A 15,085-nucleotide genomic window follows, 5' to 3' on the forward strand; every position below is an offset into this window, starting at 1 on the left:
TGTGAGGCTCCTTCACAGCAGGGTCAGGGGTCTTTTTATATGCGGAAACGCACAATTGGAGGCTAATAAACTGACAAAGAAGGTCAATTTCATGACAAATAGTTCTTAGGGTATATGTAAAATTAGGTCGTTTAGTCTATAATCGATACAGATATTTACAATTTATTATTTTTTGTGGTTATTAAGGAGCTGACAGAACTAGTTATGAATATTGCTATATCAAGACAACAACAACTTGATTATATTGGATTGACCGCCGAAGATCTGCAATTGCTTGCTGATCATCGACCTGCGTTTGTGAAAGTCGTTGATGAAGTGGTGGACCACTTCTACAATCATGTGGGTAATTATCCGAATTTGGTCGATCTGATTGCCCGCTTCTCTTCCATTGATCGGTTGAAAGAAACACAAAAGCAATACTGGTTATCGATGACCGATGGTGTGGTTGATGATGCATATATTGAACAGCGAATTGCAATCGGATTAGTCCATTCCCGCATTGGTTTGTCCGAAGATTATTATCTGGGCACGTATATGGTTTACCTCGATATTGCAACAAGCATATTCCAGCAAGTTATCCCTGAGAGCTGGCATTTGGTCATTCAGGCACTAAGTAAAATGTTCAATCTTGATTCACAGCTTGTATTGGAGGCTTACGAGAAGAAGGAAAAGGAAAAGTTAAATCAACTGGCTGAAGATCAGCAGCACACTTTGCTGGCGATTACACAGATTACCCAGCAGCTGACGGGTATGATCAGTGAATTGAACGAAAATGCTCAGGCCATCTCGGATGTCGCCAGGGAAACAGCAGCCTCCCAGGATCAGGCCAACGGGCTACTGGGAGAGCTAACTAAAGAAATTCATCAGATTGGTAAAATGGGTGAGCTTATTCGCGAAATCTCGGATCAGAGTCATCTCGTGGGCTTGAATGCTGCCATTGAGGCTGCGCATGCAGGAGAATTTGGACGAGGATTCGAGGTGGTTGCCAGCGAGGTTCGCAAACTTGCGGCTAGTTCCCGTGAGGCTCAAGGACAAATCCAGTCGAACCTGGCACAGATCATGAAAAAGCTGAGCAGTGTTCAACAAGAGTCGAAGCACACAGCTTCAGGGGCAAGGCGTCAGGCATCCCGTTCAGAAGAGCTTGCGGTTTTTGCTACCACTATGGAGAAACTGGCACTTGATCTAAGGAAATTGGATCATCAAGAATAGCCGGTAACACTGGCTGGAAGCTGTGATACCGTTTCTGGCTGTTTTAAGCTATAATGGGTAGACAAACCTGCCGATGTTATAGTGAATGCAGCCGGAGACAGGGGATTTGAAAGAGGTTGAGGTGATCAGGTGGCTTCTATCCATGATGTGGCCAAAGAGGCGGGCGTATCTGTTGCAACCGTTTCCAAAGTGCTGAACGATTATCCCGATGTAAGTGACAAAACTCGCAAAAAAGTCAATATAGCCATCGAACTATTGAAATATCAACCGAATGTGGTTGCACGTGGACTTGTAAAACGCCGTTCTTGGACGGTAGGTGTATTATTGACGGTCCCTTTTACCAATCCGTTTGTCTCAGAGTTGCTTGAAGGCATCAAAACAGCGCTTGAAAACAGCGGATACGATCTTGTTCGGTTATCTACACGTTTTGATGATCCGACGTACTCGTTTATCAAACATTGCCGCAGTCGAAATGTGGATGGCGTGGTTGTTTTCGGGGAAGGAAGAGACAATAAGAGTATTCAGGAATTGGTCACAGCGGAGATTCCGACGATGTTTATTGATACCGATCTGTTTGGCAAGCGGGCAGGATACATAACGACGGATAATGCAAATGCCATTGCCATGAGTGTGAAGCATTTGCATGAACTGGGTCACCAGAAAATTGCTTATATTTCGGGTACACTTGGACCTGCCGTAGCCAACCTTCGACTGGATGGATATCGGGAAGGATTGCGTGTCTGCGGTATTCCATATTCAACGGTGTATCTGGAGGTCTGCGACTATTCTTTCGATGGTGGCAGTAAGGCAGCTCGCCGATTGCTTGCATTGAAGGACCAGCCTACGGGAATTGTGTGTGCTTCAGACATGTCTGCTTTCGGTGCAATTCACGAAATTGAGAAGCATGGTTTACGGGTGCCGGAGGATGTATCGGTTGTCGGTTTTGATAACACTTATTATGCGGAAGTGTTCAAACCGGGTTTAACTACGATCAATCAAAACATTCATTCCATTGGGATCAAATCAATTGAATATCTGATTGCCATGATTGAGAATCCTGCATATACTCCACCAGTCATTACGGAGCCATCCAATCTGGTGATCCGTCAAACGACTGCACCTGTGAACGGGTAAAAGTCCTGAAACCAGCACAGCCTATGGGCTGTGCTTTTTTTGGTATGCTATTCATACTAAGAAATAACGGATATCAGAAGTTGTTGTGCATAGCATGCAGGAAAAGCTGTTGACTTTTTGCAACACAGACCTTAACAATAAAAGGAAGAATAATACAAAAAAAATTATGTAATCGCTTTCTTTTTGCTAATGAATAGAAGAACACTCCAATTGTCATTCAATGGGAAGGGTGATGGGCATGCATCGGGTACTGCTGGTTGATGATGAAGTATACGCACGCAAAGGACTTCGAAAACTGATTCGTTGGGAAGCTTGCGGGTTCGAAGTGGCTGGAGAGGCGAATGATGGGGATGAGGCTTGGACCCGGATCGAACAGCTGCAACCCGATGTTGTCATTACGGATATCCGCATGCCAGAGACGGATGGACTGGAACTAATCCGGCGCACGGTTGAGCGTGATGAGCAGGTTCTAACCAAGGGCAAACAGCCCTATTTTATCATCGTGAGCGGATATAATGATTTTGCTTACGCCCAGCAGGCCGTGAGGTACGGGGTACAGGATTATATTTTGAAGCCAATTGATGAGATTGAACTGGAAGGCACTTTACGCAAGCTGGCGGAGGAGTTGAATCGGTGCAAACATGCTGAACAAACCAGACGTGAGCAGGAATATGCCAGATTACTTAATCAGTTTATCTATGGCGAATCGGATGCGGAAACGGTTGAACAGTGGACTGAACTGACGGATACACGGGCTGGCGACGCGCTGGCATATCTGCTGTTTGAGAATAACACGCCACATTTCCGGGTTTTGGATATGGTTCAAGAGGAGGGGCCAGAAGGCGGGAAGGGAGAGAATTTTGTCCGGATTGTGCAGTCTGTTCTTGGAAAGATGTATGCAAATCGCTTGTATTTGCATGTGAAAGAGCACGGTGAACGTGTAGGAGTTCTGTTAACTGCGGAACATCTACGTCCCTATTCAATGAATCTTCAAGCGGTTGCCGGGCAAATGCAATCTTGCTTCGCTGAAATGAACCACGACTTTGTAAGCATATATATCGGGAAGGTTTGTTATGAACCTTTACTCATTGGACATGCCTATCAGACTGCACTGAAGGCGGTTTCCTATAAATTTATTTCAGAAAAGAGCGGGATCGTCCTGTATGAGGACATGCAGCATGAGCCTGTGCAGTGGGTGCATACCAATCATGAAAAGGAACAGGAGCTCCTGACACTTATGGAGGAACAACGTGTTCAGGCGTTAGAGCATGCAGTGAGTGAATGGTTCACCGGCATGAGAACGGCCAATTACGCTCCTGTTGCAGTGACGTCGGCGATCCACCAACTGATCTCAGCTGTACTATCGATTCTGAAATCGGCTGAAGCGAATGTGAAAGAGATACCTTCGTTCAAGCCAATTCTGGCATGGCAAGCGGAGCGGGGAACATTGGCTGAGGCCAGGCAGCTGTTGACGGTGTTCATGCTGGATTCAGCGCGGAAGCTGGCGGAACAGCGTCAGTATAATCACAGGGGTGCCATGACAAAAATCAAAAATTATATTGAAGCCAACTACAGCAGCAATATCAGTTTGAGAAGTATTGCCTCCAAATTTTACATGAATCCGGTCTATTTGGGGCAACGCTTCCGCAAGGTGTATGGGGTGTATTTCAACGACTTCCTGCTTCAGCTTCGGATGGAGGAAGCCAAGAAGCTGCTGCGTCAAACGGATATGCGAGTATATGAAATCGCCGAGAGGGTTGGGTTCGGAAGCAGTGACTATTTCGCGACTCAATTTGAGAAAACGGAATCATGTTCTCCTACGGAATATCGAAATCGCATCCTGGATGAAGGGTAGGAGATGACGTTTTGAAGCTCAACTTTTTTAATAATATCCGCTTACGCGATAAAATGCTCATCTTATATCTCTTCTTTGTACTCGTACCGGTTATCCTGACTAATGTTATTTTCTATCAGGTGACTATATCGAACGTAAAATCCCAGCGAATGGCTGACCTCTCCAAAGGAATGGAACAGATTCGAAGTCAATTTATGGGAGAAATTCGCAATGCGGCCGATTTTTCCTCAAGCTTTTATACGGACAGTATATTAAATAACATGCTGGATGTGGATTACACAAATCCGGTTCAATATATCGAAGCCTACGATTCCTATCTTCGCAAAATCTTGAATACCTATTACTCTGGCTACCGCTCCCTCCAAGGATTGACAATATATGTGGATAACGAAAGTGTACTGCCTTCCGGGGGAGTTGAGTTTCTGACCGAAGAGGTTCGACAGTCCGAGCCATACAGGATGCTGGCAAACAGTGAACACTCCGCACCCATTCTGATGAGATCCGGTCCTGAAGGCAATCGGCAGACGTTCAGTATTTTACGCAAACTCAATTATTATGAAGCTCTGCCCGGATGGAAGGAAAAGTTCGTACGACTGGATCTGAAGCCGTCGACGATTCGCCAGATTTTCACGAACCTTAACGTACAGGGCAACCTCTATCTGATTAATCCGGCTGGACAAATAGATTACTCGACGGATTCTGGTATCCCATGGACGAGTCAACTCGTGAATTATAGCGATGTCATGGATCAACTAACTAAGAAAGAGTTTGAAATGGCCTATTCTTTGTCCGGTGAAATGGAGGGATGGAAAATCAACGGGGTGTTCGATGAATCTGAGATTTACAAGGAATTGGGCAAATCCAGTCACCTCGTCGTTGTACTGGCTTGTATTAATCTGATTCTGCCGACCTGGATCATTATCTGGATGACACGCACAATCCACGTGAGGCTGGCACGAATATTGAAACACATGGAAAAAGTGAAGCATCAGCGATTTGAACCGATCAGACAGCCGGAATCGACGGACGAGATAGGGCAGCTGACAGCCGAATTCAATCGCATGACGATGACGATCCATCGTTTGATTAACGATGTCTACGTGGCAGACATTCAACATAAAAATTTGGAGTTACAACGGCGGCATGCCCAATTAAATGCATTGCAGAGCCAGATTAATCCACACTTTTTGTTCAACGCGCTGGAGACCATCCGCATGCGCAGTCTTATGAAAGATGAGGATGAGACGGCACGAATTATTTATCATATGGCTAAAATTTTTCGAAATGCACTAACCTGGAATCAGGATAAAGTCAGCATACGGGAAGAGTTGGAGTATGTAACCTGCTTTCTTGAAATCCAGAAATATCGTTTTGGTCACAAGCTGAATTATACGATTGATCTGGACCCAGAGGCTGCGGATTGTTCCATTCCCAAGATGACATTGTTGCCTTTTGTTGAAAATGCCAGCATTCATGGTATCGAACCACTGAAGGAAGGTGGAGAGATTCGTCTTCGTATTCGGCGAATAGGTACAGAACTGATCTGTGTGGTGGAGGATTCCGGGGCAGGTATGACAGAGGACAAAAGAAAGCAGCTGCTCTCTTACGTGGAAACGGAAGACTCAATGGGTGATCGCGTAGGTGTACAGAATGTCATCTATCGTCTGAAGCTGGTCTACGATAGCCGATTCCATATTCAAATCGATAGCGCTCCCAGGGAAGGTACACGTGTGGAAATGGGTTTACCGCTAGAAGAATAACAAAACCCGGCAAAGCATCAAACATTCTAAGGCAAAAAACTATAGTTTATCCGGTAAACAAAGTTTGTCTTCAACCTTATAATAAAAGTGCTTACATTAGTGTGGGGAGAAAGAGGGTGCGTACCTATTGGTTAACCACATGCTGAAGCGCTGGCTGCCGGCAGTATTAGCTTTAACCATGGTGACGGCGTGTTCCTGGGGAGGAAGTGAGATTAAATCGGAAGCGGGAGCAGGGGGAGAGGGTAAAGAAAGCGCAGAGAAAGTCACTTTCACGTATTTTAAAGCAGGTTCCGGCAAGGACATCAACACAAACGAAACTACAATCGGCAAAAAGCTGGAAGAACAAACCGGGGTTAATTTCAAAATTGAATACCTTGTTGGGGATATTGATACCAAAATCGGGACGATGATTGCGAGCAACAAGTACCCGGATGTGATGGTACCGGATGGGGCTATTGACAAAATCGTGGATGCGGGTGCATTTATTCCGCTCAACGATCTGATCGATCAGTATGGCCCTAATATAAAACGGGTGTACGAGCCGTACTATAATCTGATGAAAGAAGAAGACGGCAACATTTATTTTTTGCCCATGAGCGCAGTGGTTGGAGACTATCTGCCTAATCCGAATGTGGATCAAGGAGCCTTCTGGGTACAGCGTCGTGTATTGAAGGAGGCTGGATATCCAAAGATCACTACACTGGATGAATACATGGATCTGATTAAACAATACGCTGACAAGCACAAAAATGAAGGATTAACTGGATTTCTGTCACTGACGTATGATGATAAATTTTTTACAATTACCAACCCGGCGATGCATCTTGCAGGCTATCCGAATGATGGAGCCATCATGGTGGATATGCAGACACAGGAAGCCAGGGACTACGGGCTGACCGAAGAGACCAAACGCTGGATGCAGAAGCTCAATGAAATGAATTCATTGGGACTGTTCGATAAGTCCTCCTTTGTCGACAACTATGACCAGTATCTTGCGAAAGTGACCAGTGGAAAAGTGCTTGGATTCTTTGATTATGCCTGGCAGGTAGGGCAGGAAATGAACCATTTGAAGGAAGCGGGCAACGACGATTTGCGTTATTTGGCACTGCCTATTGTATACGACGCAAATACCAAGGATCAGTATACTGATCCGCCAAGCTTTGTAAATAACCGTGGGATTGGTATTACCGTAAGCGCGGAAGATCCAGTCCGTATTATCCAATTTTTCGATAACCTGTTAACGGATTCGAATCAGATTCTGTCCAATTGGGGGATCGAAGGACAGACCTACGAAGTGGATGACAAGGGGCGGTTTAGGCGCTCACCAGAAATGATTCGGAAAACAGATTCAGATGAGTTTCGCCAATCGTTCGGATTCAAATATTTTGAGTACAGCTGGCCGCGTTACGGTAATGGTTCGACTCTGCCTGACGGTAATTCTGTCGGTGTAGAACGACAACCCGAAGTTGCCCAGTTCTCCTATACGGATGGAGATAAGCTCATTCTGGAGAAGTATGATGTGGAGACGTTCTCCCAACTGTTCGCTGCGCCGGAAGAACGTCCATGGTACCCGGCTTGGAGCATTGCTTTTGATCAAGGCTCACCAGCCCATATCTATGGGCAGAAACGCACGGAGTTGCAAAAGAAATATGTGCCCAAACTGGTCCTCTCCAGTCCGGCTGACTTTAACAAGGTCTGGGATGAATATGTGAAGGAATTCAACAAGCTTGATGTGAAGGGCTACGAGCAGACGATGACCGACGAAGTTCGAAAGAAGGCGGAACGGGTCCAAGGTGAATAAGGTAGGCGAGGAAAGGGGGAAAATAAACGCCACCAAGGCGCATGGTGAATGGGAATTTGAGGATTTTAAACATTCATTTCATCTGGAAAAAAGTGTTGATTTTCAGGGCTAGGACGTTTAGACTAAATACAACAATATTAACGGGTTTGAGATGTATGACTTAGGCTTTACAACAAGTCGGTGGTCACGAGACAAATGATGTGGAGGGAGTGCCTGTCATCCAGACAGCGCACTCGCTTCTTTTTTACATTTTGCATACATACAAGGCATTTCCCGGTTGAAAGGACAGAGTGAGTGGATCACCTACATGGAACGTACAACTTAGAACTGGTTATTTTATCTTACATTATTGCAGCGTTGGCTTCTTATGCAGCGCTTGACCTTGCGGGTCGGGTAAGTCTGGCTAAAGGTATGTCCCGAAATGTCTGGCTTACCTGCGGGGCATTCTCAATGGGTTTGGGAATCTGGTCCATGCATTTTGTGGGCATGCTCGCTTTTGTTCTTCCCATGCATGTGTCGTATTCCACAGGCGATGTCTTTCTATCCGTTTTGCTTGCCATCGTTGCATCTGGTGTAGCGTTAAATATTGCGGGTCAGCAGTCAGGTAAAATAAGCAAGCTCCTGATCGCAGGATTGCTCATGACCGCAGGTATTGGCAGCATGCATTATGTCGGAATGGCTGCCATGTCGGTTCCAATTACGTATGAACCAAGCAGGGTGGTGTTATCCATCCTGATCGCAGCTTTAGCTTCATTTGCTGCCTTATGGCTCATGTTTTTCTTTCGGCAGCATCAGTCACGTTATACCTGGGTTTACAAGGTGGGCAGCGGACTCATTATGGGGCTGGGCATCTCGGGAATGCATTATACGGGGATGTCAGCCGCACAATTTCATCATGCACATGACGCAATGGTAGGATCGGGTATGCAGATTGAGCCTTCACTTCTCGCATACCTCATCGCAGCGGGTACTTTTATTGCATTGGGGCTGACCTTGTTCGGTATCTTTATTAATCAGCGTTTATCTCAGAAGGATCGCCGGATTCTCGAAAATGAACAGTGGTATCAGGCTCTGTACGAAAACCATTCAGACGCTATTATTTCAGTGGATACGCATGGGGCTATCAAAGGGATTAATGTTGCAGTCACACGAATTACAGGGTACCAGGAGAGAGAGATCATTCATCGTTCTATTAATGAGATTGCTCAGCACATTGATATTCATTGGACAAGTGAAATGCAGCATGTGGTGTGGGATGATGATAGCCGCGAGCAGCAGCATTTCATGGGGAAAATGAAGAACGTTCAGGGAAATCTCCTTGACCTAAGTATTGCTGTAGTACCTGTACTGATTGATGGTAAACATCAGGGAAGCCACATTCTGATCAAAGATGTCACCGAGGAGAAACAGGCCCAAGAAAGCATCCGCCATCAGGCTCTGCACGATCCGTTGACCGGGCTCCCAAACCGTCGCAAGCTGGATGAGGTGTTGGAGAGCACGATTGCAACTTCTGGGGCAACAGGAGATTCATTTGCAGTTATGGTGATGGACATCGACCGTTTCAAAATGATTAATGACTCCCTGGGACATTCCATTGGAGATGTGTTTCTTAGAGAAGTTAGCGGCAGAATTATGCGTGCAATCCAGGATTCAGACCCAAAAGCGACGGAGAATGTCATGCTTGCTCGTATGGGAGGCGATGAATTCACACTCGTTGTTACGAATGAGCAGGGAACGGAGGAACGGGTGGCGGAGCTGGCAGAACGAATTGTTCGAGCGATTCAACTGCCTTATCGATTGAAGGAAAATGACTTTTACGTTACAGCAAGCATCGGGATCGCAATGTATCCATACCATGGAACAGGAGCGGATGCGTTATTGAAGCATGCCGACTCCGCTATGTATGAAGTCAAGAAAAACGGCAAGAACGGTTTTCAGTTTTACACTGCCCAACTGGATTCGGAGCTGTATGAACGAATTGAACTGGAAGGGTATTTGCGCAAAGCACTGGAACGGGATGAGCTTGTCCTATATTATCAACCTCAGATTCGTACAGAAGGCAGCCGTATGATCGGCGTAGAGGCTTTAATTCGCTGGAATCATCCGGAGAAGGGCGTTCTGGCCCCGAATGTGTTCATTCCACTGGCAGAGGAGACAGGCTTGATCTATGAGATTGGAAACTGGACACTGCGTGAAGCTTGCAGACAGATGAAGCTTTGGCATGCGAGTGGCGGACCTCTCATTCCGGTATCCGTTAACTTGTCTAGTCAGCAGTTTCATCAATCCAACCTGGTGGAGCAGGTCAAAAATGCCCTCACGGAGACAGGGCTCGACGCCCGCTATCTTGAATTGGAAATTACAGAGAGCATGATGATGGATGCGTCCGTGTCTACAGGTATTCTGAATGAACTTACAGCGCTTGGGGTCAAAATCAGCCTGGATGATTTTGGGACAGGATATAGCTCGCTGAGTTATTTAAAACATTTTCCAATTCACAAACTGAAGATTGATCGTTCATTCGTAACGGATATTACGGAGAGCCGAAGTGACCAGGCGATTGTGGCCACGATCATATCTATGGCTCAGAACCTGAAGATGGAAGTGATTGCGGAAGGGATCGAGACGAAGGGACAGCTGGATATTCTGATGCAAAATGATTGCCATGAAATTCAGGGATATTATTTCAGCCGTCCATTGCCAGCAAGCGAAGTGGAGCATGATTTTTTTGTACCATTGCGACTGCAGGGAGCTCCGTCCATTCTCTAAGTTACTGCAATGCCAAGCGGCAAGTCCCCGCCATATGCCAGGGACTTGCCGCTTTTTTGTGTTCTTATGATAAAAACTTGCGGTGGTGCTTCTTGCCATCATATGTGAACCAGATCGGTTTATCTTCAACCCGTGTTTCCACATGGACGGTACGTCCCCAGAGGCGGTACAGATAAGGAAGGGTCCGTTCCATATATTTCAGGTCCAGCTCGATGCCCTCATATTGATGCTTGAGCACGAGTTCTCCTGTTCGTAGGTAATCGGCGTCCTGAACGACCAGGTATGGAGAACCACCATTGATGCGTGAAAATACAAGCTGATCCCGTATGTTTTGCCAGGACTTGTCGGTAATTTTCCAGTCCGGGCCTTTTTTCTCGAATACATAGAGGTCAAGGTCTTCGGTTAATTGCTTGGTCATGTAATTGCGGATAAATGAGGTGTCGGAATCGAATTCGCGAACCTCAAACATTTTGGCCCGACCCTGCCCCGGTTGACGTCCAAAACGTTCTCTTTCTTCCCGGGACGGGTTATCCCAGCGACGTTCAATATCCTCGAATATTTTCAGCCCTAAATAGTAGGGATTCAAACTTTGCTTGGATGGCTGCACGACAGAAGAGTTCAGTTTGGCAAATTCAATCGTATCCTCACTGTTCAGGTCCAGTTCCCGTATAATACGTTGATGCCAGTAGGAGGCCCAGCCTTCATTCATAATCTTGGTTTCCATCTGCGGCCAGAAATAGAGCATTTCCTCACGCATCATACTCATGATATCCCGCTGCCAATCCGTTAACACTTCAGAGAATTCCTGGATAAACCACATGATATCCTTTTCCGGTTCTGGTGGGAAGTGATGTACTTGTATGCCCTCCACAGGTTTTTCCTCGGTCTGGATATCATCAAGGGACCACAGGTCATCATAGCGACCTTCCGGCCTTGGCTTTTTCTCCCCGCGCTGCTCCCGCATTTTCATCTCCATATAGCGTTGTTTGTCCAAATGGCGGGGTTTGATCAACTGTGGATCGACATGTTCCTGAATGGCTATAACGGCATCAATGAACGCTTCAACAGCCTCTGTACCATATTCCATCTCATAGTTGCTGATCCGGTCAGCAGTTGCTGCCATACTCTCCACCATATTGCGATTCGACTTGGAGAACCGAGCGTTGTTTTTGAAAAAATCACAGTGCGCCAGCACATGTGCGACAATCAGCTTGTTCTGGATCAGGGAATTGCCATCCAGCAGGAAGGCATAACAAGGGTTGGAATTGATTACGAGCTCATAAATCTTACTGAGTCCAAAATCATACTGCATCTTCATTTTATGAAAAGTCTTCCCGAAGCTCCAGTGACTGAACCGGGTCGGCATACCATACGCTCCAAAGGTATAGATGATATCGGCAGGGCATATTTCATAACGCATCGGATAATAATCCAGTCCGAATCCATTGGCAATTTCCATAATCTCGGCAATGGCGTATTCAAGGTCGCGGATTTCATCAGTCATCCTACGCTGCCTCCTTCCCGTTTCTGGAAAAAGCTGCGCAAAGCTTTGTACACTTCGCCTTTTTCTTTGATTACATAATACATAAACTGGTCGATCTTGATATGACGATAGGCAGACATGAGTGTGCTGCTGCGGTTGTACTGATTCACCTCACCATACCCAAACATGTTGCTGCGCTTCATCAGTTCACCAATCAGTTTGACACACCGCTCATTATCCGAGGTCAGGTTATCTCCATCCGAGAAGTGGAAAGGGTAGATGTTGTAGCTGGAAGGCGGGTAACGGCTATCAATAATTTCCAATGCCTTCATATATACAGAGGAGCAGATAGTGCCTCCACTTTCGCCGCGCGTGAAAAATTCCTCCTCGGTCACTTCCTTGGCTTCGGTATGATGGGCGAGGAAAACAATTTCGACCTTCTCATACTGACGACGGAGAAAACGGGTCATCCAGAAGAAAAAGCTGCGTGCGCAATATTTCTCAAAGGAACCCATCGATCCGGAAGTATCCATCATGGCGATGATGACCGCATTGGATTGTGGAATGATTTTATCCTCCCACATCTTGTAACGCAGATCATCCGGACTGATATGGTGAATACCCGGATTGCCGGTCGTGGCGTTGCGGCGCAAGTTCTCCAATATGGTTCGTTTCTTGTCAATATTGGACTGCATGCCTTTTTTGCGAATATCGTTGAATACAACGGTATGTGTCTCAATCTGATCCTTGTCTTTCTGCTTGAGATCGGGAAGCTCCAGTTCCGAGAAAAGCATATCTTCCAATTCTTCGATGCTTACCTCGGCTTCAACGATGTCATGCCCAGGCTGATCTCCGGCTTTTTCACCTTTGCCTGGCTTCTTCGAAGCGGGATCACGTCCGATGACATCTCCGACCTGACTGTCACCGTCTCCCTGGCCTACATGTTTTTGCTTTTGGTAGTTATACACAAAACGGTACTCATCCAGACTGCGGATTGGTACCTTGATGATTTGTTGTCCATCGGACATAATGATGTTTTCTTCGGTAATCAAATCAGGCAGATTCTGCTTGATGACATCTTTAACCTTTTGCTGATGGCGTTGCTGGTCCTGGTACCCTTTGCGGTGAAGCGACCAATCTTCCCGGGATACGACGAACGAGTAAGGCTGGTGTGAATTTGACATGTAGGCACCCCCCATTGATTACGCGGCACAGTTTGGCCTGTCGGTAATTAAGTATATTCACGGGCGGGGATGATATGTGATGCATGAGTAGATAAAATGATACAATTGCGCGAGTTTCCCTTCCAGTATCAGCTAAAATTGCACAGAGCGTCCGGAACTTTTTTTACAGAAACGGTGAACAAGTGTGATGAACTTCCTTTACAATAGGGACAGGTGTTTACTTAACATCCCTTTGAGGGATGTGTGCAAAGGAAGGATACCATTTGGATAAACGGGCAATTAAGGCATGGATTACGTATGATTGGGCCAACTCGGCCTATGCGACGACGGTACTTGCAGCGGTTCTTCCCGTCTTCTATGCTTCTGTGGCTGCTGCAACACTGGATGCAGATACCGCAGCATCTTATCTGGCGTATACCCATTCCATCGGCATGTTATGTGTAGCCCTGTTAACCCCTTTGCTGGGGACCTTAGCGGATTTATCGGGACGTAAGGGGGACTTTCTAAAGGTATTCTCCATCATTGGCATCATCGCAACGCTCGGATTCAGCATCATTGGAGAGGGGGACTGGCTGCTTGCTTCTGCACTGCTGGTTATTTCGACCATCGGTTTTGCGGGTGGCAACACGTTCTATGATGCGATGCTGCCTGATCTGGTATCAGCCGAGCGAAGAGAGATGGTCTCCTCCAAAGGGTATGCTTATGGATACATTGGTGGAGGACTGTTGCTTGCGGTCAATATGCTGATGATTCAGCAGCCTGGCTGGTTTGGGATGGGAAGTACGCTTGCTGGAACGAGGCTTGCTTTTATCTCGGTAGCGTTGTGGTGGCTGGTGTTCTCGATTCCATTATTTCGCCATGCCCCACGTCGGCCTGCATCGCCAGAATTGCCTAAGTCATGGAAAGGCTATGCTGGTGTGGGCGTACGCAGACTTCGCCAAACGTTTCGCCAGATACGGCGTTTTCCCCAGTTGATGCGTATGCTGGTTGCTTTCTGGTTTTTCAATGATGGCATTAACACGATTATCCTGATGGCAACCATTTACGGTACAAGCATTGGGATCGGGACAGCCGATCTGATGTTGGCCTTGTTACTGACCCAGTTTATCGGGTTTCCTTGCACATTGTTATTGGGGGCATGGGCACAGCGTTGGGGTGCGAAGCAGGTGTTGATGGTCAGCTTGTCCATTTACATATGCATCGTAATTTTGGGATATTTCATGACGTCAGCCATGCATTTCTATCTGCTCGCCGGACTGGTTGGCGTAGTTCAGGGCGTAAGCCAATCGACGGCGCGTTCCTTGTTCAGCAATTTGATGCCTGCAGGCAGAACAGGAGAGTATTTTGGTTTTGTTAATATTACAGGCAAATTCTCTTCGATTTTTGGGCCGTTTGTATTCGGTTGGGTGGGTCAATTAACAGGGTCAACCCGCTGGGGAATTCTATCTCTGATTTTCTTTTTCGCTGCTGGGATTGCTGTGTTATGGACGGTTAAGGTGCAGCAGGGTATGTCGGATGCAATTCAGGCCAATCAGGAAGACGAGCAAGGCTGGATGCATCATCCCATTTCAGCGAAAGGGTCGGAGGCAAGATCGACTGGATGAGTGGTTAACGATGTGGTATTGCTAATCTTTTATTATTAATAATAGTAGCTCTGTGGGTCTGTTTATTCGTAAACGGCTCCAGAGCTTTTTCATGTTTGTGCAACAGTCATAACTAGTAAGCACGATAGAAAATGTATAAGTGCTTAAACGACAGAGAGCAGAATAGAGTGGATAGAAAGATATTATGAAAAGGTGAAAATAAAAGATTGACATGATACATTTTGTATCATAGAGTAAAACTATGAATACATATCGTATCTAAAAGTTGTCGAAAGCACATCATCCATTG

9 protein-coding genes are annotated in these 15,085 nt (G+C 46.3%); 7 read left to right on the forward strand and 2 right to left on the reverse strand.

The window, feature by feature from the left end:
• Positions 1–204 precede the first annotated feature (204 nt).
• From P364_RS0105030 to P364_RS0105060, 6 genes are all read left to right on the forward strand, one after another.
• Complete coding sequence (locus P364_RS0105030) at positions 205–1,209, forward strand: globin-coupled sensor protein (protein ID WP_029880736.1); 1,005 nt, start codon at positions 205–207, stop codon at positions 1,207–1,209.
• A 129-nt stretch (positions 1,210–1,338) separates the two neighbouring features.
• Positions 1,339–2,343, forward strand: coding sequence for a LacI family DNA-binding transcriptional regulator (locus P364_RS0105035; RefSeq protein WP_024629063.1), 1,005 nt, complete (start codon positions 1,339–1,341; stop codon positions 2,341–2,343).
• A gap of 238 nt (positions 2,344–2,581) precedes the next feature.
• Complete coding sequence (locus P364_RS0105040; RefSeq protein WP_052016509.1) at positions 2,582–4,198, forward strand: response regulator; 1,617 nt, start codon at positions 2,582–2,584, stop codon at positions 4,196–4,198.
• A gap of 11 nt (positions 4,199–4,209) precedes the next feature.
• Positions 4,210–5,958: a sensor histidine kinase gene (locus tag P364_RS0105045; RefSeq protein ID WP_024629065.1), complete on the forward strand. Its 1,749-nt coding sequence runs from the start codon at positions 4,210–4,212 to the stop codon at positions 5,956–5,958.
• Between the two features lie 139 nt (positions 5,959–6,097).
• Complete coding sequence (locus P364_RS0105050; RefSeq protein ID WP_024629066.1) at positions 6,098–7,759, forward strand: ABC transporter substrate-binding protein; 1,662 nt, start codon at positions 6,098–6,100, stop codon at positions 7,757–7,759.
• 294 nt (positions 7,760–8,053) lie between these two features.
• Positions 8,054–10,525 carry a bifunctional diguanylate cyclase/phosphodiesterase gene (locus tag P364_RS0105060; RefSeq protein WP_024629067.1) on the forward strand — a complete coding sequence of 824 codons (2,472 nt, stop codon included), beginning with the start codon at positions 8,054–8,056 and terminating at the stop codon, positions 10,523–10,525.
• Positions 10,526–10,589: 64 nt separating this feature from the next.
• Here P364_RS0105060 and P364_RS0105065 read toward each other — a convergent pair whose 3' ends face one another.
• Together P364_RS0105065 and yhbH are read right to left on the reverse strand one after the other, a co-directional pair.
• A complete protein-coding gene (locus P364_RS0105065) occupies positions 10,590–12,029 on the reverse strand; it encodes a SpoVR family protein (protein ID WP_024629068.1) in 1,440 nt (479 codons plus the stop codon).
• Positions 12,026–13,192 (reverse strand): sporulation protein YhbH, encoded by a 1,167-nt coding sequence (yhbH, locus tag P364_RS0105070; protein WP_024629069.1) that lies wholly within the window; start codon positions 13,190–13,192, stop codon positions 12,026–12,028. Before yhbH ends, P364_RS0105065 begins: the two co-directional genes overlap by 4 nt.
• 263 nt (positions 13,193–13,455) lie before the next feature.
• On the opposite strand from yhbH, the gene P364_RS0105075 reads away from it, so the two are divergent.
• Positions 13,456–14,796 carry an MFS transporter gene (locus P364_RS0105075; protein WP_024629070.1) on the forward strand — a complete coding sequence of 447 codons (1,341 nt, stop codon included), beginning with the start codon at positions 13,456–13,458 and terminating at the stop codon, positions 14,794–14,796.
• Positions 14,797–15,085 lie beyond the last annotated feature (289 nt).

The sequence above is a fragment of the Paenibacillus sp. MAEPY2 genome, from assembly GCF_000499205.1.
In the GTDB taxonomy this organism is placed as follows: domain Bacteria; phylum Bacillota; class Bacilli; order Paenibacillales; family Paenibacillaceae; genus Paenibacillus; species Paenibacillus vandeheii.